The following is a 25,634-nucleotide window of genomic DNA, read 5'->3' on the forward strand; positions in this document are numbered from 1 at the left end:
GTCGGCAGGCGGGACGCCATATGCTGCACAGCATGACGACTGAGCCGGAGCAGCAGATCGGAGTGGGGACGCAGGACGCGTTCCAGCGCCTGTGGACGCCCCACCGGATGGCGTACATCCAGGGCGAGAACAAGCCGACCGGCCCGGGGGCCGACGACGGCTGCCCCTTCTGCGCGATCCCGGCCAAGTCCGACGAGGACGGGCTGGTCGTCCGGCGCGGCGAGCATGTGTACGCCGTGCTCAACCTGTACCCGTACAACGGCGGCCATCTGATGACCGTGCCGTACCGGCACGTCGCCGACTACACCGAGCTGACCGCGCCGGAGACCGCCGAGCTGGCCGAGCTGACCAAGCAGGCGATGACGGCCCTGCGTACCGCGTCCGGTGCGCACGGCTTCAACATCGGCATGAACCAGGGCACGGTCGCCGGCGCCGGCATCGCCGCCCACCTCCACCAGCACATCGTCCCGCGCTGGGGCGGCGACACGAACTTCATGCCGGTCGTGGGCCACACGAAGGTGCTGCCCCAGCTCCTGGCCGACACGAGGAAGATGCTGGCGGAGGCGTGGCCGGCGTAGGTCCGAGGTGCCCTCTGGGGAGGGCACCGCTCACGCGTCGTACAGGTCCGCCTTCCGCGGTGTGGGGTCCTGGACCAGTCCGCTGAGGACGCCCGACCGGGTGCCGAACTTCTCCGTGTCCACGCCGTTCTCCCGCAGCACCCGGATCGCCGCCGAGTGCACCACCCGCAGCACCGGGGTGGCCGCGCGCAGTGCGTCGTCGGCCATGAAGCGGTGCCGCCACGGCTGGTCGGCCCAGGCGTGCCGCAGACCGAACGGCTCCGGCAGGACCAGTGAGCCGCCGAGCCAGTTGAGCAGCGGCGGGTACCAGGTCAGCGGGGCGCGCGCGGCGAGCCTGACCACCTCGTCGGTGGTGACCAGCGGCAGCATCACCTTCCGGGTCTCCCAGGGCTTGAGGGACTTGGCGACCTCCTTGCTCGGCGGCTCCGGCTTGGAGGTGAACAGCGGGTTCACCGGCCCCAGCGCATGCCCGGTGACCTCGATGCGCAGCGTCTCGTGCAGCACCGTCACCGTGATCAGCATGGTGAGGACCAGCTGTCCGTCCCACAGCGTCCACTGCACGCCCAGATAGTGCCGGTCGCCGCTGCCGAACTGCTGCTTGTTGCAGATCTCCTGTATGGCGTGCGGCTTGACCTGGAAGGCCTCGACGTCGGTGCCCTCGGGCCGGGCCACCTCCCCGGCCTTCTCGCCGATCGGGGTGACGATCCAGTGCTTTATCGACGGCTTCGGGAAGCCGCCGGTGTTCAGCGGGCCGCGCTCCAGCAGCGCGAGCTGGTCATGGATCGCGCGTACGACGTCCCAGCTGCGGAAGGGGTGGATCTCCCGGGTGGGGTCGGCGGGGACCAGGTCCTCGGCGAGCTGCCAGGCGCCCCAGCGGGTGCCCATGCCGAGTATGCCCTTGGGGCCGGCGTAGAAGACCGAGTTCGACTGCTGTTCGGCGCTGAGCCGGGCCAGTGACTGGCGCAGTTCCTCGGCCGCCGTCTGGTTGGGGCCGCGCGGCACGGCCTCGGGGACCTTGGCGCCGACGCTGGTGCCCGAGAGCAGGCCCCCCCAGCGGGCCCGCAGGTCCCTGGCCGTGCGGTCGCAGATCTGCTTGGCCCAGAACCAGCCGAGCACGGGCAGCACGACGCACGCCCGGGCGTACCACGCCCAGAAGCCGCTGAACGGCATCTTGACCAGGAACAGCGCGGCGAGTACGCCGACGCCGAGGAGCAGCACGGTGGCGAGCGTCCCGGCCCGCCTGTCGTCACGCTTGGCGACGAACGTGCGCAGCTGGAAGACGAGCAGCCAGGTGATCAGCCCGGGCAGGAAGAGCACACCGCACAGGACCGTCACGGCGGTCAGGCGGTTGTCCCGCTCCCGGCGGATGTTGTTGGCCGCGAGGCAGTGCTCGACCACGAACTGCGGCTCGGTGCCGAAGGACTGGATGAGCGGCTTGCGGCCGGGAGCGAGCATCCGGGCGACCACGGCCCGGGAGAACGCCTCACCGAGATTGGGCCTCAGCAGTGCGATCTTGCCGGCCTTGACGGTCGACTGGTGCCATTCGTTGTCGGCCTTCTTGATCTCCTCGATCGGGCTGTCCCGGTAGGCCGCGGAGGCCAGCGCGGAGGTCGCCGCCTGGCCCTCGTCGCCCGACACGGGCACCTGGGGCCCGTCCCACTCCGTTCCCAACGACATTCCCGCCCCCATCGCCGCCGGTGTCGCTTCTGCGGCCTTCCCGACTTCCTCGCTCCGCACACCTGTTGAACAGGCGCTCGTTGCGATCAGCGTATCCGCCGCCACTGACAGCCCGTGGGCGGACGGCCGAAGCCGCCCGCCCGTGCGCCGGGTTGTGCGCCCCCTGACGCGTCGTCAGCTAGCCGTTGTCGCCCGCCTGTTCGCGGATCCGCTCGGCGATCTGCGGCGGCATCGGTTCGTGCCGGGCGTAGGAGCGGTCGAAGCGCGCCGTGCCGTGCGACAGTGAGCGCAGGTCGACGGCGTACCGGCCGATCTCGAACTCGGGCACCTCGGCCCGGATCACCGTCCGGCCCGAGCCCACCTGTTCGGTGCCGAGCACCCGGCCGCGCCGGCTGGACAGGTCGCTCATCACGGCGCCCACGTAGTCGTCGCCGACCAGCACGGACACCTCGGCCACCGGCTCCAGCAGATGGATCCTCGCGTCCGCCGCGGCCTCGCGCAGCGCCAGCGCCCCCGCGGTCTGGAACGCGGCGTCGGAGGAGTCCACCGAGTGCGCCTTGCCGTCGAGCAGCGTGACCCGTACGTCCACGAGCGGATAGCCGGCGGCGACCCCCTTGGCGGCCTGGGCCCGCACGCCCTTCTCCACGGACGGGATGAACTGCCGCGGTACGGCGCCGCCGACCACCTTGTCCACGAACTCGATGCCCGAGCCGCCGGGCAGCGGCTCCACCTCGATCTCGCAGATGGCGTACTGCCCGTGCCCGCCGGACTGCTTCACGTGCCGCCCGCGTCCGGTGGCCCTGTTCGCGAACGTCTCCCGCAGGGAGACCTTGTGCGGGACGACGTCGACCTGGACGCCGTACCGGTTGCGCAGCCGCTCCAGGGCGACGTCCGCGTGCGCCTCGCCCAGGCACCACAGGACCACCTGGTGGGTGTCCTGGTTCTGCTCCAGACGCATCGTCGGGTCCTCGGCCACCAGCCGGGACAGGCCCTGCGAGAGCTTGTCCTCGTCGGCCTTGCTGTGCGCCTGGATGGCGAGCGGCAGCAGCGGGTCGGGCATCCGCCACGGCTCCATCAGCAGCGGGTCGTCCTTCGCGGAGAGCGTGTCCCCGGTCTCGGCCCGGCCGAGCTTGGCCACGCACACCAGGTCGCCGGCGACGGCCTGCGTCACCGGGCGCTGCTGCTTGCCGAACGGCATGGACAGGGCGCCGACCTTCTCGTCGACGTCGTGGTCCTCATGGCCGCGGTCGGCCAGCCCGTGCCCGGAGACGTGCACCGTCTGGTCGGGGCGCAGGGTGCCGGAGAACACGCGGACCAGGGAGACCCGGCCGACATAGGGGTCGGAGGAGGTCTTGACGACCTCGGCGACCAGCGGACCGCCGGTGTCGCACGGCTTCAGCTCGCGCGGCTTGCCGTCGACGGTGGTGACCTCGGGCAGCGGGTGCTCGAACGGGGTCGGGAAGCCGCCCGTGACCAGCTCCAGCAGCTCGACCGTGCCGAGGCCCTGTTTGGCGCCCTCGGCGGCGGGCGCGGCGGCCAGGACGGGGAAGAAGGAGCCGCGGGCGACGGCCCGCTCCAGGTCCTGGACCAGCGTCGTGACGTCGACCTGCTCACCGCCGAGATAGCGGTCCATGAGGGTCTCGTCCTCGCTCTCGGCGATGATCCCCTCGATGAGCCGGTTGCGGGCCTCCTCGATGTCCGGCAGCTGGTCCTCGCCGGGCTCGGACTCCTTGCGCTCGCCGGTCGAGTAGTCGAACAGCTTCTGCGACAGCAGCCCGATCAGCCCGGTCACGGGGGCGTGCCCGTCGGGGCCCTCGGGGCCGCGCAGCGGCAGGTACAGCGGCAGCACGGCGTCGGGGTCGTCGCCGCCGAAGGCCTCCGCGCAGATCCGGGTCATCTCCTCGAAGTCCGCGCGCGCGGCCTCCAGGTGCGTGATCACGATGGCGCGGGGCATGCCGACGGCCGCGCACTCCTCCCAGACCATCCGGGTGGAGCCGTCCACGCCGTCCGAGGCGGAGACCACGAACAGGGCCGCGTCCGCGGCGCGCAGACCGGCCCTGAGCTCCCCGACGAAGTCGGCGTATCCGGGGGTGTCGAGGATGTTGATCTTGATGCCGTTCCACTCGACGGGCACCAGGGAGAGCTGTACGGAGCGCTGCTGCCGGTGCTCGATGTCGTCGTAGTCCGACACGGTGCCGCCGTCCTCCACGCGGCCCGCCCGGTTCACCGCCCCCGCGGTCAGCGCGAGGGCCTCCACCAGAGTCGTCTTGCCCGAACCGGAGTGGCCGACCAGCACCACGTTCCGTACGGACGCGGGCTGGTCGGCCTCCAGAGCCCTGCCGGCGGCCCCGGGGTGGTGTGTCTGAGTCTTGTCGCCCATGATCCTGCCTCCCGTGCACGGTGAGGTCACTGTGGGCGCGGACACGCGGGACCCGCGTGCACTGGCGGCTCCGGCGACGCCCGCGGTTATTCGAGCTTTCCACTCCCGTCACGCTGCGTCCATACGAACGACAGCCGCGGACGCCGATCGCGTCCCGCGCGCCCGCGCGCGGCGGCGCACGCCGGTTCGTTCCACGGGCCGCGGGTGCCCGCCCGTCACACACACGCGCGCGTGGCTACGATGGGCCAGCCGGAGGCCACCAGGGCCGCGGCGACACCGACCGTCGGGAAGGCCATGCTGAACAAGTACGCGCGTGCATTCTTCACGCGTGTCCTCACGCCGTTCGCCGCGTTTCTCATCCGCCGGGGCGTGAGCCCCGACACGGTCACGCTCATCGGCACGGCCGGTGTGGTCGCGGGCGCGCTGGTCTTCTACCCCCGGGGCGAGTTCTTCTGGGGCACGGTCGTGATCACCCTGTTCGTCTTCTCGGACCTGGTCGACGGCAACATGGCCCGTCAGCTGGGCCGCTCCAGCCGCTGGGGCGCCTTCCTGGACTCCACCCTCGACCGGGTCGCCGACGGCGCCATCTTCGGCGGCTTCGCGCTCTGGTACGCGGGCAACGGACACGACAACGTCCTGTGCGCGGTCTCGATCTTCTGCCTGGCCAGCGGCCAGGTGGTCTCGTACACCAAGGCGCGCGGCGAGTCCATCGGACTGCCGGTCGCGGTCAACGGCCTTGTCGAACGCGCCGAGCGGCTGGTGATCTCGCTGGTCGCGGCCGGTTTCGCGGGCCTGCACAAGTTCGGTGTACCGGGCATCCAGTGGCTGCTGCCGATCGCGCTGTGGATCGTCGCCGTCGGCAGCCTCGTCACGCTCGTCCAGCGGGTCGTCACGGTCCGCCGCGAGTCCGCCGAGGCGGAGGCGGCGGCCCAGCAGAGCGCCGAGGCCGCGCAGTGAGCGCCGCCGACCGGTTCGCCGACGCGCTGTACGGCGCCGGCTGGAGCACCGTCAAAAGGCTCCCGGAACCGGCCGCGGTCCGCCTCGGCCGCACGATCGCCGACGTCACGTGGAAGCAGCGCGGCAAGGGCGTACAGCGGCTGGAGGCGAACTACGCGCGCGTGCTGCCCGGCGCCGGCCCCGAGCGGTTGCGCGAGCTGTCCCGCGCGGGCATGCGCTCCTACCTGCGCTACTGGATGGAGTGCTTCCGGCTGCCGGCCTGGAGCCGTGAGCGCGTGAAGTCGGGCTTCGACCCCAAGGACCTCCATTTCCTGACCGACGGGCTGGCCGCCGGCAAAGGCGTGATCCTCGCCCTGCCGCACATGGCCAACTACGACCTGGCCGGCGCCTGGGTCACCACCAAGCTGGAGACGCCCTTCACCACGGTCGCCCAGCGGCTCAAGCCGGAAACGCTGTACGACCGTTTCGTCGCCTACCGCGAGGGTCTCGGCATGGAGGTCCTGCCGCACAGCGGCGGCTCCGCCTTCGGCACCCTGGCCCGCAGGCTGCGCGACGGCGGCCTGGTCTGCCTGGTCGCCGACCGGGACCTGTCCGCCTCCGGCGTCGAGGTCGACTTCTTCGGCGAGCGGACCCGGATGCCGGCCGGGCCGGCCCTGCTCGCCCAGCAGACCGGCGCGCTGCTGCTCCCGGTCACCCTCTGGTACGACGACTCACCCGTCATGCAGGGCCGCGTACACCCCCCGATCGACGTACCCGCGTCGGGTGCGCGGGCCGAGAAGACGTCAGTCATGACACAGGCGCTGGCCGACGCCTTCGCCGGCGGGATCGCCGACCACCCGGAGGACTGGCACATGCTCCAGCGGCTGTGGCTCGCCGACCTCGACCCCGCGAAGGGGCCCTCGTGAGAATCGGGATCGTCTGCCCGTACTCCTGGGACGTGCCGGGGGGCGTCCAGTTCCACATCCGCGACCTCGCCGAGTACTTCCTCCGCCTCGGCCACGACGTGTCCGTCCTCGCCCCGGCCGACGACGACACCCCGCTGCCGCCGTACGTCGTCTCGGCCGGCCGCGCGGTCCCGGTGCCGTACAACGGCTCGGTGGCCCGCCTCAACTTCGGCTTCCTGTCGGCCGCGCGGGTGCGGCGCTGGCTGCACGACGGCGCCTTCGACGTGGTCCACATCCACGAACCGACCTCGCCCTCCCTGGGCCTGCTGACCTGCTGGGCGGCCTCCGGGCCGATCGTGGCCACCTTCCACACCTCCAACCCGCGCTCCCGGGCGATGATCGCCGCGTACGCCATCCTCCAGGCCGCCCTGGAGAAGATCAGCGCGCGGATCGCGGTCAGCGAGTACGCCCGCCGCACCCTGGTCGAGCACCTCGGCGGGGACGCGGTGGTCATCCCCAACGGCGTCGACGTCGACTTCTTCGCCAAGGCCGAGCCCAAGCCGGAGTGGCAGGGGGACACGATCGGCTTCATCGGCCGTATCGACGAGCCCCGCAAGGGCCTGCCCGTGCTGATGAAGGCCCTGCCGAAGATCCTCGCCGCCCGCCCGCAGACCCGCCTGCTGGTGGCCGGCCGCGGCGACGAGGAGGCGGCCGTGGAGGACCTGCCGAAGGAGCTCCACGCGCGCGTGGAGTTCCTCGGCATGATCAGCGACGAGGACAAGGCGCGCCTCCTGCGCAGCGTCGACCTGTACGTCGCGCCCAACACCGGTGGCGAGAGCTTCGGCATCATCCTGGTCGAGGCCATGTCGGCGGGCGCCCCCGTGCTCGCCTCCGACCTCGACGCCTTCGTCCAGGTCCTGGACCAGGGCAAGGCCGGCGAGGTCTTCGCCAACGAGGACGCCGACGCGCTCGCCGGGGCGGCCGTACGCCTGCTGAAGGACCCGGCGCGCCGGGCGGAGCTGTGCCGGCGCGGGAGCACGCACGTGCGGCGGTTCGACTGGTCGACGGTCGGCGCGGACATCCTGTCCGTCTACGAGACGGTCACGGCCGGCGCGGCGGCGGTCGGCGCGGACGAGCGGACGGCGGGACTGCGGGCACGGTTCGGTCTGGCACGGGACTAGGCCGCAGACCCCGCGACGCCGGCCTGATCCGGACGACAGGGCCTGAGGCCGCGGGTCTCCGGACCGGCCCGTGGCCGACGCCGGGGGCGTGTTCCGGCAGCCGATAGCCTTCCGCCGTGACCGCAACCCTCATCTGGATCGTCGTCGCGCTCCTCGCGATCGGCGTGTACCTGAGCTGGACGGCCGGGCGGCTGGACCGGCTGCACGTGCGGATGGACGCCGCGCGGGCGGCGCTCGACGCACAGTTGCTGCGCCGGGCCTCCGTCGCCCAGGAACTCGCCACCTCGGGAGTGCTGGACCCGGCCGCCTCGATCGTGCTGTACGAGGCCGCCCACGCGGCCCGGCAGGCCGAGGAGGAGCAGCGGGAGGTCGCCGAGAGCGAGCTGAGCCAGGCGCTGCGCGCGGTCTTCGGGGACCCGGGCCAGGTGGAGGCCGTACGCGCGGCCCCGGGCGGTGAGGAGGCGGCCCGTGAGCTGGCCGAGGCGGTCCGCCGGGTCCCGATGGCCCGCCGCTTCCACAACGACGCCGTAGGCGCCGCCCGCAGACTCCGCGAGCACCGCAAGGTCCGCTGGTTCCGGCTGGCCGGCCACGCCCCGTTCCCGCTGGCCTTCGAGATGGACGACGAGCCGCCGACCGCCCTGGTCGAGCGGGTCTCCTGAGGGCCGGCCGGCGAAAAGGATCCACCGGCTTGCCATTGGCCCTTGCTGTGGCCTGGTCCACTCGCGTTTCCTCATCGGTGCAGAAACCCTCTTTCCCATCAGTGAGGTCACCCGTGTCCACCATCGAGAACCAGGCTCCCGAGACCGGCACCGCCCGCGTGAAGCGCGGTATGGCCGAGCAGCTCAAGGGCGGCGTGATCATGGACGTCGTCACGCCGGAGCAGGCGAAGATCGCCGAGGACGCGGGCGCCGTCGCCGTCATGGCCCTGGAGCGGGTCCCGGCCGACATCCGCAAGGACGGCGGCGTGGCCCGTATGTCCGACCCGGACATGATCGAGGGCATCATCGACGCCGTCTCGATCCCGGTCATGGCCAAGTCCCGCATCGGCCACTTCGTCGAGGCCCAAGTGCTGCAGTCCCTCGGCGTCGACTACATCGACGAGTCCGAGGTCCTCACCCCGGCCGACGAGGTCAACCACTCCGACAAGTGGGCCTTCACCACCCCGTTCGTGTGCGGTGCCACCAACCTCGGCGAGGCCCTGCGCCGCATCGCCGAGGGCGCGGCCATGATCCGCTCCAAGGGCGAGGCCGGCACCGGCAACGTCGTCGAGGCCGTCCGCCACCTGCGCCAGATCAAGAACGAGATCGCCAGGCTGCGCGGCTTCGACAACCACGAGCTGTACGCCGCCGCCAAGGAGCTGCGCGCCCCGTACGAGCTGGTCAAGGAGGTCGCCGAGCTGGGCAAGCTCCCGGTCGTCCTCTTCTCCGCCGGTGGCGTGGCCACCCCGGCCGACGCCGCCCTGATGCGCCAGCTCGGCGCCGAGGGCGTGTTCGTCGGCTCCGGCATCTTCAAGTCCGGCGACCCGGCCAAGCGCGCCGCCGCCATCGTGAAGGCCACCACCTTCTACGACGACCCGAAGATCATCGCGGACGCGTCCCGCAACCTCGGCGAGGCCATGGTCGGCATCAACTGCGACACCCTCCCCGAGACCGAGCGCTACGCGAACCGCGGCTGGTAAGCCCACCTCCAGAGGACTGCACGAAACAGATGACTGACGCACCCGTCATAGGCGTCCTGGCCCTCCAGGGCGACGTACGGGAGCACCTCATCGCCCTGGCCGCGGCCGACGCCGTGGCCAGGCCGGTGCGGCGCCCCGAGGAACTCGCCGAGGTCGACGGTCTCGTCCTGCCCGGCGGCGAGTCCACCACCATCTCCAAGCTGGCCATCCTCTTCGGTGTGATGGAGCCCCTCCGCGCGCGCGTGTACGACGGCATGCCCGTCTACGGCACCTGCGCCGGCATGATCATGCTGGCCGACAAGATCCTCGACCCGCGCTCGGGCCAGGAGACCATCGGCGGCATCGACATGATCGTGCGCCGCAACGCCTTCGGCCGCCAGAACGAGTCCTTCGAGGCCGCGGTCGACGTCCAGGGCATCGACGGCGATCCTGTAGAGGGCGTGTTCATCCGCGCTCCCTGGGTGGAGTCCGTGGGCGCCGGGGCCGAGGTGCTCGCCGAGCACGACGGCCACATCGTCGCCGTCCGCCAGGGCAACGCGCTCGCCACGTCGTTCCACCCGGAACTGACCGGCGACCACCGCGTGCACTCCCTGTTCGTCGACATGGTGCGCGCCAACGGAGCGTGAGAGTCCTTGTAGGATCTCTGACGTTCGGACAGAGATTGGTTACGCGAAGGAGACAGGCAGATGTCCGGCCACTCTAAATGGGCCACGACGAAGCACAAGAAAGCCGTGATCGACGCCAAGCGCGGCAAGCTCTTCGCGAAGCTGATCAAGAACATCGAGGTCGCGGCGCGGATGGGCGGCGTGGACCTGGACGGCAACCCGACCCTCTACGACGCCGTCCAGAAGGCCAAGAAGCAGTCGGTTCCGAACAAGAACATCGACTCCGCGATCAAGCGCGGCGGTGGTCTTGAAGCCGGCGGCGCCGACTACGAGACGATCATGTACGAGGGCTACGGCCCGAACGGTGTCGCGGTGCTCATCGAGTGCCTCACCGACAACCGCAACCGCGCCGCCTCCGACGTCCGCGTCGCCATGACCCGCAACGGCGGCAGCATGGCCGACCCGGGCTCCGTGTCGTACATGTTCTCCCGCAAGGGTGTCGTCATCGTCCCCAAGGGCGAGCTGTCCGAGGACGACGTCCTCGGTGCCGTGCTGGACGCGGGCGCCGAGGAAGTCAACGACCTCGGCGAGACCTTCGAGGTCATCAGCGAGGCCACCGACCTGGTCGCGGTCCGCACCGCCCTCCAGGAAGCCGGCATCGACTACGACTCCGCGGAGTCCAGCTTCGTGCCGTCCGTCCAGGTCGAACTGGACGAGGAGGGCGCCAAGAAGATCTTCAAGCTCATCGACGCGCTGGAGGACAGCGACGACGTGCAGAACGTGTTCGCGAACTTCGACGTGAGCGACGAGATCATGGAGAAGGTCGACGCGTAACGCTCCACGGATTCGGCGAGCTTTCCGGCGGGCCGGTGGGACACGTCCCACCGGCCCGCCGGCGTTGTCAGTGGCAGCCGTTAGCCTGGCGTCGTCCGTGGATCACCGCGAAGAGGGAGGGGCGGCGTGCGTGTACTGGGGGTGGACCCCGGGCTGACCCGGTGCGGTGTCGGTGTCGTCGAGGGGGTCGCGGGCCGCCCGCTGACCATGCTCGGCGTCGGTGTCGTACGCACACCGGTGGACGCCGATCTCAGCCACCGCCTCCTCGCCGTCGAGCAGGGCCTGGAGCAGTGGCTGGACGAGCACCGGCCCGAGTACGTCGCCGTCGAGCGCGTCTTCAGCCAGCACAACGTGCGTACGGTGATGGGCACCGCCCAGGCCAGCGCCGTGGCCATGCTGTGCGCCGCCCGGCGCGGCATCCCCGTCGCCCTGCACACCCCGAGCGAGGTCAAGGCCGCCGTCACCGGCACCGGCCGCGCCGAGAAGGCCCAGGTCGGCGCCATGGTCACCCGGCTGCTCCGGCTGTCCTCACCGCCGAAACCGGCCGACGCCGCCGACGCGCTCGCGCTCGCCATCTGCCACATCTGGCGCGCCCCGGCCCAGAACCGGCTCCAGCAGGCGGTCGCCCGCCACACCGTCAGCACAACGAAAGGCCGTACGGCATGATCGCCTTCGTCAGCGGCACAGTCGCCGCGCTCGCCCCCGACGCCGCGGTCGTCGAGGTCGGCGGCGTCGGCATGGCCGTCCAGTGCACGCCGAACACGCTGTCCACGCTCCGCCTGGGCCAGCCCGCCAAGCTGCACACCTCCCTGGTCGTCCGCGAGGACTCCCTCACCCTGTACGGCTTCGCCGACGACGACGAGCGCCAGGTGTTCGAGCTGCTCCAGACCGCGAGCGGCGTCGGGCCGCGCCTGGCCCAGGCGATGCTCGCCGTGCACACCCCGGACGCGCTGCGCCGCGCCGTCGCCACCGGCGACGAGAAGGCCCTCACCGCCGTGCCCGGCATCGGCAAGAAGGGTGCGCAGAAACTGCTCCTGGAGCTGAAGGACCGGCTCGGCGAACCCGTCGGCGCCCCCGCGGTCGGCGCCCCGGTCACCCAGGGCTGGCGCGACCAGCTGCACGCCGCCCTCATCGGCCTCGGCTACGCCACCCGCGAGGCCGACGAGGCCGTCGCCGCGGTGACCCCGCAGGCCGAGGCAGCAGGCGACAACCCGCAGGTCGGCCAGCTGCTGAGGACCGCCCTGCAGACCCTGAACCGCGCCCGCTGACCCCACCACGATCGAGGCACACGCATATGAACTGGGACGACACCACCGACACCCCCGCCCCCGAGCGGCTCGTCGGTGCGTCCGCCGACCGGGAGGACCAGGCCGTCGAGGCCGCCCTGCGCCCCAAGGACCTCGGCGAGTTCATCGGCCAGGAGAAAGTCCGCGAACAGCTCGACCTCGTCCTGCGGGCCGCACGCGCGCGCGGCGCCACCGCCGACCATGTGCTCCTGTCCGGCGCGCCCGGCCTGGGCAAGACCACCCTGTCGATGATCATCGCGGCCGAGATGGGCGCGCCCATCCGCATCACCTCCGGCCCCGCCATCCAGCACGCCGGCGACCTCGCCGCGATCCTCTCCTCCCTGCAGGAGGGCGAGGTCCTCTTCCTCGACGAGATCCACCGCATGTCCCGGCCCGCCGAGGAGATGCTGTACATGGCGATGGAGGACTTCCGCGTCGACGTCATCGTCGGCAAGGGGCCCGGCGCCACCGCCATCCCCCTGGAGCTGCCCCCCTTCACCCTGGTCGGCGCGACCACCCGCGCGGGCCTGCTGCCGCCTCCGCTGCGCGACCGCTTCGGCTTCACCGCGCACATGGAGTTCTACGAGCCGCACGAACTGGAGCGGGTCGTGCACCGCTCGGCGAACCTGCTGGACGTCGAGATCGAACCGGACGGCGCCGCCGAGATCGCCGGCCGCTCGCGTGGCACGCCCCGTATCGCCAACCGCCTGCTGCGCCGTGTCCGCGACTACGCCCAGGTCAAGGCGGACGGCCTGATCACCCGCGAGATCGCCGCGGCCGCCCTCGCCGTCTACGAGGTCGACGAGCGCGGTCTGGACCGCCTCGACCGTGCCGTCCTGCAAGCCCTGCTGAAACTCTTCGGCGGCGGCCCGGTCGGCCTGTCCACGCTCGCCGTCGCGGTGGGCGAGGAGCGGGAGACCGTGGAGGAGGTCGCCGAACCCTTCCTCGTCCGCGAGGGACTGCTCGCCCGCACCCCCCGCGGCCGGGTCGCCACGCCGGCCGCCTGGGAGCACCTCGGCCTCACCCCGCCCCGCTCGGCGACCGGGGGAAACGGACAACAGGACCTGTTCGGGGCCTGACGGCGCCAAGATGGATACGGGACGGCGAAGGCATTGGCACCAGCAGGAACCCAGGTGCCATGCTGAGCGTTGTTCCATGCACGCGGACTCGCTTAGACTCCGCCGATGCCGCCCTTGCGGGTGGCGCCGACCCACACCCCCGAAAACAGGCCGCTCTCCGTCGCGGTCGCGCGAAGGAAACCCCGTCCCGTGAATGCCTTTACCCTTCTCCCCTTCATCGTGCTCATCGCGGCCATGTTCCTGATGACGCGCTCGGCCAAGAAGAAGCAGCAGCAGGCTGCCAACATGCGGAACGAGATGCAGCCCGGCTCGGGTGTCCGCACGATCGGGGGGGTCTACGCGACGGTCAAGGAGGTCCACGAGGAGACGGTCCTCCTCGACGCCGGCCCGGGCGTCGAGCTCCTCTTCGCCAAGAACGCGATCGGCGCCGTCCTCACCGACGACGAGTACAACCGCATCGTCCACGGCATCGAGCACGACCTGAAGTCCGACGCCGACATCGTCCCGGACGACGCCTCCTCCCTCACCGAGACCGACGAGTCCGACTCGCCCGCTGCCGCCGCCTCCGACGACAAGGCCGTCGACCTCGGTAAGAAGGACGCTGACGAGGACGGCGCCGACGCGGCCGAGGCCGCCGAGGCCAAGGTGACGGACGAGGCGAAGGACGAGCCGAAGAAGACCGACGGCGACTCCGACGCGAAGTAGTCACGCCCCGGTGGTGCGCTACGCGGCATAATCACGCCCCGCGCACCACCGGGCGTCTGTTTCCCGCACGGAACAGCCCGACACCATGTCATGGCCGACCGCGCCGACCGGGCGCGGGGCGGCCCGAGAGGGAGTACGAGAAGGTGGCAGCACCTAAGAGGGGCCGGAGCGCGAGTGCCCAGAGCAAGCCGGGGCGCTCGCTGGCCCTCATCCTGATCGCCATCGTGGCGCTCACCGGAGGCATGTTCCTTTCCAAGAACACGACTCCGCGTCTCGGCATCGACCTCGCCGGTGGTACGAGCATCACGCTCAAGGCGAAGGCCGACCAGGGGTCCGCGATCAACAAGGCCAACATGGACACCGCGGTCGACATCATGAACCGCCGTGTCAACGGCCTCGGCGTCTCCGAGGCGGAGGTGCAGACCCAGGGGACCGACAACATCATCGTCAACATCCCCAAGGGCACCAACTCCAAGGAAGCCCAGCAGCAGGTCGGCACCACCGCCAAGCTGTACTTCCGCCCGGTCCTGGCCAGCGAGCCCAGCGTCCCCGCCGCCGCGAAGAGCCCGTCGCCGAGCGCCTCCTCCGGCAGCGGCTCCTCGCCGAAGCCGGGCACGAGCCCCTCCGCCTCTTCCTCCGCCAAGGAGAAGGCGTCCTCTTCTTCCTCGGGGTCCCCGTCCCCGACGGGGTCGGCGACCTCCCAGGGCCGCGCCGTCACCGACGCGCTGAAGGCCGGCTCCACTCCCTCGCCGAGCGCGACCTCCAGCGGCAGCTCCAAGCCGTCGGCCACGCCGTCCGCCAAGCCGTCCGGTTCCGCCTCCGGCAACGCGGCCGCCGCCAAGCTCCAGGCCCAGTACGCCACCCTGGACTGCACCAAGCCCGCCGAGCGGGCCAAGGTCGGAGGCGCCTCCAAGCCCGGCGAGCCCACCGTCGCCTGCGGCCAGGTCAAGGACGCCTGGTACAAGTACGTGCTCGGCCCGGCCGCCGTCGACGGCACCGAGGTGAAGAAGGCGCAGGCCATCTTCGACACCCAGGGCGCCGCCGGCTGGCAGGTCCAGATGACCTTCACCTCCAGCGGTTCCAAGAAGTTCGCGGACATCACCGGCCAGCTGGCGAAGAACCAGTCCCCGCAGAACGAGTTCGGCATCGTCCTCGACGGCGAGGTCGTCTCCAGCCCGTTCGTGCAGAGCGCGATCACCGGCGGCCAGGCGGAGATCTCCGGCAGCTTCACCCAGCAGGAGGCCCAGAGCCTCGCCAACATGCTGTCGTACGGCGCCCTGCCGCTCTCCTTCCAGGAGCAGTCCGTCACCACCGTCACCGCCGCGCTCGGCGGTGAGCAGCTGCACGCCGGTCTGCTCGCGGGCGCGATCGGCCTCGCCCTGGTCGTGATCTACCTGGTCGTCTACTACCGGGGCCTGTCGATCGTCGCGATGGCCTCGCTGCTGGTCTCCGCGATGCTCACCTACGTGATCATGTCGCTGCTCGGCCCGGCCATCCACTTCGCGCTGAACCTGCCGGCCGTCTGCGGTGCCATCGTGGCCATCGGTATCACCGCGGACTCGTTCATCGTGTACTTCGAACGCATCCGGGACGAGATCCGCGAGGGCCGCTCGCTGCGCCCCGCCGTCGAGCGGGCCTGGCCGCGCGCCCGGCGCACCATCCTGGTCTCCGACTTCGTGTCGTTCCTCGCCGCCGCCGTCCTGTTCATCGTGACCGTCGGCAAGGTCCAGGGCTTCGCGTTCACGCTCGGCCTGACCACCCTGCTCGACGTCGTCGTCGTCTTCTTCTTCACCAAGCCGCTGATGACGCTGCTCGCCCGCCGCGCGTTCTTCGCGAACGGTCACAAGTGGTCCGGCCTCGACCCGAAGAGCCTGGGTGCCAAGCCGCCGCTGCGCCGCACCCGCCGTCCCGCCGGTCCTGCCGCCGGCTCTGTCGACCCGAAGGAGGGGTGAGCGATGTCGAAACTCGGCAACCTCGGCGCTCGACTGCACCGCGGCGAGATCTCGTACGACTTCGTCGGCAAGCGCAAGATCTGGTACGGCATCTCCATCCTGATCACCATCACGGCCATCGTCGGCCTGGCGGTGCGCGGGCTGAACATGGGCATCGAGTTCCAGGGCGGCGCGGTCTTCACCACGCCGACCAAGATGAGCACCTCGGTGGCCCAGGCGGAGACGTACGCCAAGGACGCCTCCGGTCATGAGGCGATCGTCCAGAAGCTCGGCAACGGCAGCCTGCGCATCCAGATCGCCGGCATCGACACCGGCCAGTCCGACAAGATCAAGCAGGAGCTGGCCAAGGACCTCAACCTCAATCCCGAGAAGCTCGCCGCCGACCTGGTCGGCCCGAGCTGGGGCGAGCAGATCGCCAACAAGGCCTGGGAGGGCCTCGGCATCTTCATGGTGCTCGTGGTGATCTACCTGGCCATCGCCTTCGAGTGGCGCATGGCCGTCGCGGCCCTGGTCGCGCTGATCCACGACATCACCATCACGACCGGCATCTACGCCCTGGTCGGCTTCGAGGTCACGCCCGGTACGGTCATCGGTCTGCTGACGATCCTCGGTTACTCGCTCTACGACACGGTCGTCGTCTTCGACAGCCTCAAGGAGCAGACGAAGGACATCACCAAGCAGACCCGCTGGACCTACAGCGACATCGCGAACCGTTCGATCAACGGCACGCTGGTCCGCTCGATCAACACCACGGTCGTCGCCCTGCTGCCGGTCGCCGGCCTGCTGTTCATCGGCGGTGGCTTCCTCGGCGCCGGCACGCTGAACGACATCTCGCTGTCGCTGTTCGTCGGCCTCGCGGCCGGTGCCTACTCGTCGATCTTCATCGCCACGCCGCTCGTCGCCGACCTCAAGGAACGGGAGCCGGCGATGAAGGCCCTCACCAAGCGGGTTCTGGCCAAGCGTGCCCAGGCCGCCGCCGAGGAGAACCTCGTGGCCGACGGTACCGACGACGACTCCGACGACACCGCCCCCGCCGTCGTGGGCCCCCGCAACCAGCCCGCGTCCCGCAACCGGGGCCGCGGCCGCACCTCCGGGAAGCGCCGATGACCGACATCCAGGAGCTGCTGCTCAGCCGCATCCGTGACGTCGCCGACTATCCCGAGCCGGGCGTGATGTTCAAGGACATCACCCCGCTGCTCGCGGACCCGGCCGCGTTCACGGCGCTCACCGACGCGCTGGCCGAGATCGCGACGAACACCGGCGCGACCAAGATCGTCGGACTGGAGGCCCGGGGCTTCATCCTCGGCGCCCCGGTCGCCGTCCGCGCGGGCCTCGGCTTCATCCCGGTCCGCAAGGCGGGCAAGCTGCCCGGAGCCACGCTGCGCCAGGCCTACGACCTGGAGTACGGCTCCGCCGAGATCGAGGTCCACGCGGAGGACCTGGCCTCCGGTGACCGGGTGCTGATCGTGGACGACGTCCTGGCCACCGGCGGTACGGCCGAGGCGGCCATCCACCTCATCCAGCGCGCCGGCGCCGAGGTCTCGGGCCTGGCGGTGCTGATGGAGCTGGGCTTCCTGGGCGGCCGGGCCCGCCTGGAGCCGGCGCTCGGCTCGGCGCCGCTGGAGGCACTGCTCCAGGTCTGACCCGCTCGCCACACAAAGCGGCCTCGGCTCCGCCGCAGGCCGCTTTGTGCTTCCCACCCGCACCGGCCATACGGCATGCCGTCTGGCACGCGCGCCCCCCGCGGGCGGCGCTCGACGCCCCCTCACCGCCCACCGACTGGAACACCCGTCGATCCTCAGCCGGCCCCGCCTCCCAGCCGCGATCGACCACCCGCAGCCACGGCCGACGGCCCGTGCCTCCGGGTCCCCGCCCCGACCTCCCACAGCGCCGCCGAGGACACCCCACAGGATTCGGCGCCGGGTGCGGTGGCCCCTGCCAGGGCGCCTTCGCCGCCGACGGCTGCGCAAGGGCGCCAGCGGCCGGCCTCCCCTTCACTTCCGCCCGCCCTGCTCCCCCCGGCACCATTCGGGCAAGGTTCGGCGCCGGCGGCTGTGAGAGGCGTCCTGACGAATCCGGCCGAAGGCGCAGCCGAGGCCACTCGCAGGACACCCGTCGCACGGCCCCCGACCACCTCGATTCCACCTCCTGGAATCCGGCGGAAGCCCCCCGTGTTTCACAGGTGGACGGTCCTCACGTCCGCCTGAAGGCGATGACCAGCCGCAGGATCGCTACCATGGGGTCTCCGGAGCCTGACCGGGGGACCCGGATCGCGCACGAGGAGCCCTCTTGCCAGACGAGGCCCAGCACCTGACCGCCGCAAAGCCCGAGTCCGCCTCGGCCGCCGCGGCGAAGCCCGCGCCCCACGCGTCCAACGCGAAGAACGACACCCGCGGGCCGATCGAGCACGCCCAGTCCGCGCCCGTCGAAAAGGCTGCCGAGGCCTCGCGTCCCAAGCCGGTCCCGCCCGAGCGCCCGGTGCAGCCCCCGGTGGTGCGCCAGCCCGCCACCCCGCCCACCCGTACCGGCTCCTCCAACCGCGTCCGCGCCCGCCTGGCCCGCCTCGGCGTGCAGCGCGCGAACCCCTACAACCCGGTTCTCGAACCGCTGCTGCGGATAGTGCGCAGCAACGACCCGAAGATCGAGAACTCGACTCTGCGGCAGATCGAGCGTGCCTACCAGGTCGCCGAGCGCTGGCACCGAGGGCAGAAGCGCAAGAGCGGCGACCCGTACATCACGCACCCCCTCGCCGTCACCACCATCCTCGCCGAGCTCGGCATGGACCCGGCCACCCTCATGGCGGGGCTGCTGCACGACACCGTCGAGGATACCGAGTACGGCCTCGACCAGCTGCGCCGCGACTTCGGCGACACCGTTGCCCTGCTCGTCGACGGCGTCACCAAGCTGGACAAGGTCAAGTTCGGCGAGGCCGCGCAGGCCGAGACCGTGCGCAAGATGGTCGTAGCGATGGCCAAGGACCCGCGCGTCCTGGTCATCAAGCTCGCCGACCGCCTGCACAACATGCGCACCATGCGCTACCTCAAGCGCGAGAAGCAGGAGAAGAAGGCGCGCGAGACGCTGGAGATCTACGCGCCGCTCGCCCACCGGCTCGGCATGAACACCATCAAGTGGGAGCTGGAGGACCTCGCGTTCGCGATCCTCTACCCCAAGATGTACGACGAGATCGTACGGCTGGTGGCCGAACGGGCGCCGAAGCGGGACGAGTACCTCGCCATAGTGACCGACGAGGTGCAGGCCGACCTGCGCGCCGCGAGGATCAAGGCGACCGTCACCGGGCGTCCGAAGCACTACTACAGCGTCTACCAGAAGATGATCGTGCGGGGTCGCGACTTCGCGGAGATCTACGACCTGGTGGGCATTCGTGTCCTGGTCGACACCGTCCGCGACTGCTACGCCGCCCTCGGCACCGTGCACGCGCGATGGAACCCGGTCCCCGGCCGGTTCAAGGACTACATCGCGATGCCCAAGTTCAACATGTACCAGTCGCTGCACACGACGGTCATCGGACCCAACGGCAAGCCGGTCGAGCTGCAGATCCGCACCTTCGACATGCACCGCCGCGCCGAGTACGGCATCGCCGCGCACTGGAAGTACAAGCAGGAGGCCGTCGCCGGCGCCTCCAAGGTCCGTACGGACGCGCCGAAGACGTCCGCGAAGGACAAGGACGCCATCAACGACATGGCGTGGCTGCGGCAGCTGCTGGACTGGCAGAAGGAGACCGAGGACCCCGGCGAGTTCCTGGAGTCCCTGCGCTTCGACCTGTCCCGCAACGAGGTCTTCGTCTTCACGCCCAAGGGCGACGTCATCGCGCTGCCCGCGGGGGCCACGCCCGTCGACTTCGCGTACGCCGTGCACACCGAGGTCGGCCACCGCACCATAGGGGCACGGGTCAACGGCAGGCTCGTACCCCTCGAATCCACCCTGGACAACGGCGACCTGGTGGAGGTCTTCACCTCCAAGGCGCCCGGCGCCGGGCCGTCCCGCGACTGGCTCGGCTTCGTCAAGTCACCGCGGGCGCGCAACAAGATCCGTGCCTGGTTCTCCAAGGAGCGCCGGGACGAGGCGATAGAGCAGGGCAAGGACGCGATCGTCCGGGCGATGCGCAAGCAGAACCTGCCGATCCAGCGCATCCTCACCGGCGACTCCCTCGTCACGCTCGCGCACGAGATGCGCTACTCGGACATCTCCGCGCTGTACGCGGCGATCGGCGAGGGCCATGTCTCCGCACAGAACATCGTGCAGAAGCTGGTCCAGGCCCTCGGCGGCGAGGAGGCCGCCACCGAGGAGATCGACGAATCGGTACCGCCGACCCGCGGCCGGGGCCGCAAGCGCCGCTCCAGCGCCGACCCGGGCGTCGTGGTCAAGGGCGTGGACGACGTGTGGGTCAAGCTGGCCCGCTGCTGTACGCCCGTCCCGGGCGACCCGATCATCGGCTTCGTCACCCGAGGCAGTGGTGTATCGGTTCACCGCAGCGACTGCCTGAACGTCGACTCGCTGTCCCGTGAGCCGGAGCGCATCCTCGACGTCGAGTGGGCGCCCACCCAGTCCTCGGTCTTCCTGGTCGCCATCCAGGTGGAGGCCCTGGACCGCTCGCGTCTGCTGTCGGACGTCACCCGCGTCCTGTCCGACCAGCACGTCAACATCCTCTCCGCGGCCGTCCAGACCTCCCGGGACCGGGTGGCCACCTCCCGGTTCACCTTCGAGATGGGCGACCCGAAGCACCTCGGCCACGTCCTGAAGGCCGTACGGGGCGTGGAGGGCGTGTACGACGTGTACCGCGTGACGTCGGGACGCAGCCGGTCGTAATGCGCGCATGGGAGTGGCCCCGTACGCGCGCGTACGGGGCCACTCCCATGCGGTGCGGGGGATTCAGCCGCCGAACTCCTGCAGGCCCTTCAGAGCCTGGTCCAGCAGCGCCTGACGGCCTTCCAGCTCACGCTCCAGCTTGTCGGCCCTGGCGTTGTTGCCCTGGCCGCGAGCCTGCTCGATCTGCGCCTTCAGCTTGTCCACGGCGGCCTGAAGCTGACCGGTCAGGCCCTCGGCACGCGCGCGTGCCTCCGGGTTCGTCCGGCGCCACTCGGCCTCCTCGGCCTCCTGGATCGCCCGCTCGACCGCGTGCATCCGGCCCTCGACCTTCGGCCGCGCGTCCCGCGGGACGTGGCCGATGGCCTCCCAGCGCTCGTTGATCGAACGGAAGGCGGCCCGCGCGGACTTCAGATCGCCGATCGGCAGCAGCTTCTCGGCCTCCTCGGCCAGCTCCTCCTTCAGCTTCAGGTTCTCCGACTGCTCGGCGTCCCGCTCGGCGAACACCGAGCTGCGGGCGGCGAAGAACACGTCCTGGGCGCCGCGGAAGCGGTTCCACAGGTCGTCCTCGTGCTCGCGCTGGGCGCGGCCCGCGGCCTTCCACTGCGCCATCAGCTCGCGGTAGTGCGCCGCCGTCGGGCCCCAGTCCGTCGAACCCGACAGCGCCTCGGCCTCGGCGACCAGCCGCTCCTTGATGCGGCGCGCCTCCTCGCGCTGCGCGTCCAGCTGCGCGAAGTGCGCCTTGCGCCGCTTGGAGAACGCCGACCGGGCGTGCGAGAAGCGGTGCCACAGCTCGTCGTCGGACTTGCGGTCCAGCCGCGGCAGCCCCTTCCAGGTGTCCACCAGCGCGCGCAGCCGCTCACCGGCGGCCCGCCACTGGTCGGACTGGGCCAGCTGCTCGGCCTCGGTGACCAGGTCCTCCTTGGCCTTGCGGGCCTCGTCGGACTGCCGGGCCCGCTGAGCCTTGCGCTCCTCGCGGCGCGCCTCGACCGTCTCCACGAGCTTGTCCAGCCGCTTGCGCAAGGCGTCCAGGTCGCCGACCGCGTGATGTGCGTCCACCTGCTCGCGCAGGTGGGCGATGGCGGCCTGGGCGTCCTTCGCCGACAGGTCGGTGGTCTGCACTCGCTTCTCGAGGAGGCCGATCTCGACAACCAGGCCCTCGTACTTGCGCTCGAAGTAGGCAAGCGCCTCCTCAGGGGAGCCGGCCGCCCAGGATCCGACGACCTGCTCGCCATCGGCCGTACGCACGTACACGGTCCCCGTCTCGTCGACGCGGCCCCACGGGTCGCTGCTCACAGCGCCTCCTCCACATGATGCCTGCGGGGGGCCTCAGCACCCCCGGGCATCGTCCACAGTTTCGTCACGGCCAACATAGGCGACCAGCGGGTTGCCTGTCCGCATCCAGCGCGACCGAAATTGCACAGCTGGCCGTCTCGGGCATCAGGGCAGGGTCAGGACTTCGTCACCGTCGCCTTGTTGATCACCACGGTCGCGTTCGGAGCGGTGTTCTGCGTGGTCGGGTCGGCGGGCTGGGCACCGGCGGCGGCGATCTTCTGCAGCACCTTCATGCCGGCGTCCGAGACCGTCCCGAAGGGGGTGTACTGGGGCGGCAGCGGGCTGTCCTTGTAGACCAGGAAGAACTGGCTGCCGCCGGTGTGCTTCTGACCGGTGTTGGCCATCGCCACCGTGCCCGCCGGGTACGTGTTGGCCTTGAGGCTCGTGTCCTTGAGGTTCTCGTCCGGGAGCGTGTAGCCCGGTCCGCCCATGCCGGTGCCCTGCGGGTCGCCGCACTGGAGCACGTAGATACCGGTCGTGGTCAGACGGTGGCACTTGGTGTGGTCGAAGTAGCCCTTGCCGGCCAGGAAGTCGAACGAGTTCACGGTGTGCGGCGCCGCCGCCGTCTTCAGCGCGACGTCGATGTCACCGCACGTCGTCGCGAGCTTCATCGTGTACTTCGCCGACGTGTCGATCGTCATCGCCGGCTCCTTCTTCCAGCTCAGCTTCTTCGCCGAGCCGGCCGCGGGCTTCGTGCACGGGTCCGGGGCCTTGCTGGTCGGCGAGGCACTGGGCGTGATGTCGGCGCCGGCCTTGGCCTTGTCGTCGCCGCTGTTCTTCAGCACTCCGGTCGTCCACAGGGCGACACTTCCGATCACGACCACGCCCAGTACCGACGCGATCGCGGAGTTGCGCACACGGGCCTTGCGCCGTGCGCTGGTGCGCCGCTGCTGCTGCCGCAAGAACTTCTCCCGGGCGAGCTGACGCCGCCGCTGCTCCTGGCTGACCACCGGGTTCTCTCCTCATGCGTGTCGTGTGTCGACCGGTACGCGTGCGTCCTCGTGAGCCGACCGCTGTGTGTAGCCCCGTACCGTATATGGGTTCGCTGAGGAAACGGCAGCGCCGGTAGGCTCTGGACCACAGCCAGTGGCCATCCGTGTCGACACAACGAAGGACGATCGTGCTCATTGCCGGGTTCCCCGCCGGGGCCTGGGGGACGAACTGTTATCTCGTCGCCCCCGCCGCCGGTGAGGAGTGCGTGATCATCGACCCCGGCCACCAGGCCGCCGAAGGCGTCGAGGAAGCACTGAAGAAGCATCGGCTCAAGCCCGTCGCCGTCGTCCTCACCCACGGGCACATCGACCACGTGGCCTCGGTCGTCCCGGTCTGCGGCGCGCACGACGTGCCGGCCTGGATCCACCCCGAGGACCGGTACATGATGAGCGACCCCGAGAAGGCGCTCGGCCGGTCCATCGGGATGCCCCTGATGGGCGAGCTGACCGTGGGGGAGCCGGACGACGTCCGGGAGCTGACGAACGGCACCACCCTCGGACTGGCGGGCCTGGAGTTCTCCGTCGCGCACGCGCCGGGCCATACCAAGGGGTCGGTGACCTTCCGGATGCCCGAGACCGCCGACGTCCCGTCGGTGTTCTTCTCCGGGGATCTGCTGTTCGCCGGCTCCATCGGACGCACCGACCTGCCGGGCGGATCCATGGAGGACATGCTCGAGTCGCTGGCCCGCGTGTGCCTGCCGCTCGACGACTCCACCGTGGTGCTGTCCGGCCACGGCCCCCAGACGACCATCGGCCAGGAGCGCGCCACCAATCCCTATCTGCGGCAGGTGGCCGCCGGCCAGGCAGCCTCACCGGCTCCCCGACGAGGAATGTGACGAGAGATTTCCGTGAGCACTTTCAAGGCCCCCAAGGGCACGTACGACCTGCTGCCGCCGGACAGCGCCAAGTTCCTGGCGGTCCGCGAGGCGATCGCCGCGCCGCTCAGGAGCTCGGGCTACGGCTACATCGAGACGCCCGGCTTCGAGAACGTGGAGCTGTTCGCGCGCGGCGTCGGTGAGTCCACCGACATCGTGACGAAGGAGATGTACGTCTTCGAGACCAAGGGCGGCGACAGGCTGGCCCTGCGTCCGGAGACCACCGCACCCGTGCTGCGCGCGGTGCTGGAGGCCAACCTGCACAAGACGGGCAACCTCCCGGTGAAGGTCTGGTACTCGGGCTCGCAGTACCGCTACGAGCGCCCGCAGAAGGGCCGGTACCGGCACTTCTCCCAGGTCGGCGCCGAGGCGATCGGCGCGGAGGACCCGGCCCTCGACGCCGAGCTGATCATCCTGGCCGACCAGGCGTACCGCTCGCTCGGGCTGCGGAACTTCCGCATCCTGCTCAACAGCCTGGGTGACAAGGAGTGCCGGCCGGTGTACCGGGCCGCGCTGCAGGACTTCCTGCGCGGTCTGGACCTGGACGAGGACACGCGCCGCCGCGTCGACATCAACCCGCTCCGGGTCCTCGACGACAAGCGCGAGTCGGTCCAGAAGCAGCTGACCGGCGTCCCGCTGCTGCGCGACTACCTGTGCGACGCGTGCAAGGCGTACCACGAGGAGGTCCGCGAGCTGATCACGGCGGCGGGCGTGTCCTTCGAGGACGACCCGAAGCTGGTGCGCGGCCTGGACTACTACACCCGCACCACCTTCGAGTTCCTGCACGACGGTCTGGGCTCCCAGTCCGCGGTGGGCGGCGGCGGCCGCTACGACGGCCTGTCCGAGATGATCGGCGGCCCGGCGCTGCCGTCCGTCGGCTGGGCCCTGGGCGTCGACCGCACGGTCCTGGCTCTGGAGGCCGAGGGCGTCGAGCTACAGCTCCCCTCGACCACCAGCGTCTTCGCGGTCCCGCTCGGCGAGGAGGCCCGGCGCGTGCTCTTCGCGAAGGTCACCGAGCTGCGCAAGGTCGGCATCTCGGCGGACTTCTCGTACGGCGGCAAGGGCCTGAAGGGGGCCATGAAGAACGCCAACCGCTCGGGCGCCCGGTACGCGATCGTCGCAGGCGAACGCGACCTCGCCGAGGGCGTCGTCCAGCTCAAGGACATGGAGTCCGGCGAGCAGACGGCGATCGGCGTGAACGAGATCGTGGCGGAGCTGGAGTCCCGGCTCGGCTAGTGGGGCGACGAGCGGGCGCCGGGGACGGCCCCCCGGCGCCCGCTCACTGTTCCAGCAAGCCGTACCGCACCGCGTGGGTCACGGCCGCGGTACGGTCGTCGACTCCCAACTTGGCGAAGGCCCGCAGCAGATGGGTCTTCACGGTGGACTCCCCGATGTACAGGCGCCGGCCTGTCTCCGCGTTCGTGCAGCCCTCCGCCACCAGCCGCAGTGCCGCCGTCTCCCGCTCCGACAGCCGGGGGCGTTCCGGCTTGGTCCGCGGCCGGTCCACCAGGCGGGCCGCCACCGACGGGGCGAGCACCGTCTCGCCGCGCGCGGCCGCCCGTACCGCGTCCGCCAGTTCGCGCCGCGGAAGGTCCTTGAGCAGATAGCCCGCGGCGCCCGCCTCCACGGCCCGCAGGATGTCCCGGTCCGTCTCGTACGTCGTCAGCGCGATCACCCGGCACGGCAGCCCGGCCGCGGTCATCCGCACGATGGAGTCCACGCCCGAGCCGCCCGGCATGCGCAGGTCCATCAGCACGATGTCCGGCCCAGGAGCGAGCGGTCCCAGGCGTGCACACCGCGCGCCCTGTCCCC

The 25,634-nt window shown here is 70.9% G+C and carries 22 protein-coding genes and 1 pseudogene; 18 read left to right on the forward strand and 5 right to left on the reverse strand.

Going from position 1 to position 25,634, the window contains the following annotated elements:
- The first annotated feature begins 20 nt into the window (after nucleotides 1-20).
- Nucleotides 21-578, forward strand: a complete 558-nt coding sequence (locus ABT171_RS13045; protein WP_351242874.1) for an HIT family protein — start codon at nucleotides 21-23, stop codon at nucleotides 576-578.
- 30 nt (nucleotides 579-608) lie between these two features.
- Here the strand turns inward: ABT171_RS13045 and ABT171_RS13050 are convergent, their stop codons facing one another.
- Nucleotides 609-2,255 (reverse strand): AbeC-like domain-containing protein, encoded by a 1,647-nt coding sequence (locus tag ABT171_RS13050; RefSeq protein ID WP_351242876.1) that lies wholly within the window; start codon nucleotides 2,253-2,255, stop codon nucleotides 609-611.
- A gap of 178 nt (nucleotides 2,256-2,433) precedes the next feature.
- On the reverse strand, nucleotides 2,434-4,635 hold the full coding sequence (locus ABT171_RS13055; RefSeq protein ID WP_351242878.1) for an elongation factor G-like protein EF-G2: 2,202 nt from the start codon (nucleotides 4,633-4,635) through the stop codon (nucleotides 2,434-2,436).
- 240 nt (nucleotides 4,636-4,875) lie between these two features.
- Here ABT171_RS13055 and pgsA point away from each other — a divergent pair, with 240 nt between their 5' ends.
- From pgsA to relA, 15 genes are all read left to right on the forward strand, one after another.
- Nucleotides 4,876-5,592 carry a phosphatidylinositol phosphate synthase gene (pgsA, locus tag ABT171_RS13060; protein ID WP_351242964.1) on the forward strand — a complete coding sequence of 239 codons (717 nt, stop codon included), beginning with the start codon at nucleotides 4,876-4,878 and terminating at the stop codon, nucleotides 5,590-5,592.
- Nucleotides 5,589-6,497 (forward strand): phosphatidylinositol mannoside acyltransferase, encoded by a 909-nt coding sequence (locus ABT171_RS13065; protein WP_351242880.1) that lies wholly within the window; start codon nucleotides 5,589-5,591, stop codon nucleotides 6,495-6,497. Before pgsA ends, ABT171_RS13065 begins: the two co-directional genes overlap by 4 nt.
- Entirely contained in the window at nucleotides 6,494-7,657 is a 1,164-nt protein-coding gene (locus tag ABT171_RS13070) for a glycosyltransferase family 4 protein (RefSeq protein WP_351242882.1), read from the forward strand. The genes ABT171_RS13065 and ABT171_RS13070 overlap by 4 nt, the downstream gene beginning before the upstream one ends.
- A 116-nt stretch (nucleotides 7,658-7,773) precedes the next feature.
- Nucleotides 7,774-8,316, forward strand: a complete 543-nt coding sequence (locus ABT171_RS13075; protein ID WP_351242884.1) for a LemA family protein — start codon at nucleotides 7,774-7,776, stop codon at nucleotides 8,314-8,316.
- A 113-nt stretch (nucleotides 8,317-8,429) separates the two neighbouring features.
- Nucleotides 8,430-9,335, forward strand: a complete 906-nt coding sequence (pdxS, locus tag ABT171_RS13080) for a pyridoxal 5'-phosphate synthase lyase subunit PdxS (protein ID WP_014671557.1) — start codon at nucleotides 8,430-8,432, stop codon at nucleotides 9,333-9,335.
- 29 nt (nucleotides 9,336-9,364) lie between these two features.
- Entirely contained in the window at nucleotides 9,365-9,961 is a 597-nt protein-coding gene (pdxT, locus tag ABT171_RS13085) for a pyridoxal 5'-phosphate synthase glutaminase subunit PdxT (protein ID WP_351242886.1), read from the forward strand.
- 60 nt (nucleotides 9,962-10,021) lie between these two features.
- Nucleotides 10,022-10,774 (forward strand): YebC/PmpR family DNA-binding transcriptional regulator, encoded by a 753-nt coding sequence (locus ABT171_RS13090; RefSeq protein ID WP_351242888.1) that lies wholly within the window; start codon nucleotides 10,022-10,024, stop codon nucleotides 10,772-10,774.
- A 126-nt stretch (nucleotides 10,775-10,900) separates the two neighbouring features.
- Nucleotides 10,901-11,440 (forward strand): crossover junction endodeoxyribonuclease RuvC, encoded by a 540-nt coding sequence (ruvC, locus tag ABT171_RS13095; RefSeq protein ID WP_351242890.1) that lies wholly within the window; start codon nucleotides 10,901-10,903, stop codon nucleotides 11,438-11,440.
- The gene (gene ruvA / locus ABT171_RS13100; protein WP_351242892.1) at nucleotides 11,437-12,042 is read left to right on the forward strand and encodes a Holliday junction branch migration protein RuvA; all 606 of its coding nucleotides are present in this window, start codon (nucleotides 11,437-11,439) and stop codon (nucleotides 12,040-12,042) included. The genes ruvC and ruvA overlap by 4 nt, the downstream gene beginning before the upstream one ends.
- Before the next feature lie 26 nt (nucleotides 12,043-12,068).
- Nucleotides 12,069-13,139 carry a Holliday junction branch migration DNA helicase RuvB gene (gene ruvB / locus ABT171_RS13105; protein WP_351242894.1) on the forward strand — a complete coding sequence of 357 codons (1,071 nt, stop codon included), beginning with the start codon at nucleotides 12,069-12,071 and terminating at the stop codon, nucleotides 13,137-13,139.
- A 189-nt stretch (nucleotides 13,140-13,328) separates the two neighbouring features.
- Nucleotides 13,329-13,844 (forward strand): preprotein translocase subunit YajC, encoded by a 516-nt coding sequence (gene yajC / locus ABT171_RS13110; protein ID WP_351242896.1) that lies wholly within the window; start codon nucleotides 13,329-13,331, stop codon nucleotides 13,842-13,844.
- Nucleotides 13,845-13,987: 143 nt separating this feature from the next.
- Nucleotides 13,988-15,796, forward strand: coding sequence for a protein translocase subunit SecD (secD, locus tag ABT171_RS13115; RefSeq protein WP_351242898.1), 1,809 nt, complete (start codon nucleotides 13,988-13,990; stop codon nucleotides 15,794-15,796).
- Between the two features lie 3 nt (nucleotides 15,797-15,799).
- A complete protein-coding gene (gene secF, locus ABT171_RS13120; protein ID WP_351242900.1) occupies nucleotides 15,800-16,903 on the forward strand; it encodes a protein translocase subunit SecF in 1,104 nt (367 codons plus the stop codon).
- Entirely contained in the window at nucleotides 16,900-17,439 is a 540-nt protein-coding gene (locus ABT171_RS13125) for an adenine phosphoribosyltransferase (protein WP_351242902.1), read from the forward strand. Before secF ends, ABT171_RS13125 begins: the two co-directional genes overlap by 4 nt.
- 646 nt (nucleotides 17,440-18,085) lie before the next feature.
- Complete coding sequence (relA, locus tag ABT171_RS13130) at nucleotides 18,086-20,623, forward strand: GTP pyrophosphokinase (RefSeq protein ID WP_351242904.1); 2,538 nt, start codon at nucleotides 18,086-18,088, stop codon at nucleotides 20,621-20,623.
- A 63-nt stretch (nucleotides 20,624-20,686) separates the two neighbouring features.
- Here the strand turns inward: relA and ABT171_RS13135 are convergent, their stop codons facing one another.
- Nucleotides 20,687-21,916 carry a DUF349 domain-containing protein gene (locus ABT171_RS13135; protein WP_351242906.1) on the reverse strand — a complete coding sequence of 410 codons (1,230 nt, stop codon included), beginning with the start codon at nucleotides 21,914-21,916 and terminating at the stop codon, nucleotides 20,687-20,689.
- A gap of 155 nt (nucleotides 21,917-22,071) precedes the next feature.
- Nucleotides 22,072-22,905, reverse strand: coding sequence for a peptidylprolyl isomerase (locus ABT171_RS13140; protein WP_351242907.1), 834 nt, complete (start codon nucleotides 22,903-22,905; stop codon nucleotides 22,072-22,074).
- A gap of 170 nt (nucleotides 22,906-23,075) precedes the next feature.
- Here ABT171_RS13140 and ABT171_RS13145 point away from each other — a divergent pair, with 170 nt between their 5' ends.
- Together ABT171_RS13145 and hisS are read left to right on the forward strand one after the other, a co-directional pair.
- Nucleotides 23,076-23,783, forward strand: a complete 708-nt coding sequence (locus ABT171_RS13145; protein ID WP_351242909.1) for an MBL fold metallo-hydrolase — start codon at nucleotides 23,076-23,078, stop codon at nucleotides 23,781-23,783.
- Nucleotides 23,784-23,795: 12 nt separating this feature from the next.
- Nucleotides 23,796-25,058, forward strand: coding sequence for a histidine--tRNA ligase (gene hisS / locus ABT171_RS13150; RefSeq protein WP_351242911.1), 1,263 nt, complete (start codon nucleotides 23,796-23,798; stop codon nucleotides 25,056-25,058).
- A gap of 43 nt (nucleotides 25,059-25,101) precedes the next feature.
- On the opposite strand, the pseudogene ABT171_RS13155 reads toward hisS, so the two are convergent.
- A pseudogene (locus ABT171_RS13155) lies at nucleotides 25,102-25,587 on the reverse strand (response regulator); the annotation flags it as partial.
- Nucleotides 25,588-25,634 lie beyond the last annotated feature (47 nt).

This window comes from Streptomyces sp. NPDC001851 (assembly GCF_040297165.1).
In the GTDB taxonomy this organism is placed as follows: domain Bacteria; phylum Actinomycetota; class Actinomycetes; order Streptomycetales; family Streptomycetaceae; genus Streptomyces.

What these genes read in the sequence shown, in the direction of transcription:
- pdxT (WP_351242886.1), top strand. Translation starts at nt 9,365, where the DNA reads ATGACTGACGCACCCGTCATAGGCGTCCTGGCCCTCCAGGGCGACGTA.
- ABT171_RS13055 (WP_351242878.1), bottom strand. Translation starts at nt 4,635, where the DNA reads ATGGGCGACAAGACTCAGACACACCACCCCGGGGCCGCCGGCAGGGCT.
- ABT171_RS13090 (WP_351242888.1), top strand. Translation starts at nt 10,022, where the DNA reads ATGTCCGGCCACTCTAAATGGGCCACGACGAAGCACAAGAAAGCCGTG.
- pgsA (WP_351242964.1), top strand. Translation starts at nt 4,876, where the DNA reads ATGGGCCAGCCGGAGGCCACCAGGGCCGCGGCGACACCGACCGTCGGG.
- ABT171_RS13125 (WP_351242902.1), top strand. Translation starts at nt 16,900, where the DNA reads ATGACCGACATCCAGGAGCTGCTGCTCAGCCGCATCCGTGACGTCGCC.
- ABT171_RS13045 (WP_351242874.1), top strand. Translation starts at nt 21, where the DNA reads ATGCTGCACAGCATGACGACTGAGCCGGAGCAGCAGATCGGAGTGGGG.
- ruvB (WP_351242894.1), top strand. Translation starts at nt 12,069, where the DNA reads ATGAACTGGGACGACACCACCGACACCCCCGCCCCCGAGCGGCTCGTC.
- secF (WP_351242900.1), top strand. Translation starts at nt 15,800, where the DNA reads ATGTCGAAACTCGGCAACCTCGGCGCTCGACTGCACCGCGGCGAGATC.
- ruvA (WP_351242892.1), top strand. Translation starts at nt 11,437, where the DNA reads ATGATCGCCTTCGTCAGCGGCACAGTCGCCGCGCTCGCCCCCGACGCC.
- ABT171_RS13050 (WP_351242876.1), bottom strand. Translation starts at nt 2,255, where the DNA reads ATGTCGTTGGGAACGGAGTGGGACGGGCCCCAGGTGCCCGTGTCGGGC.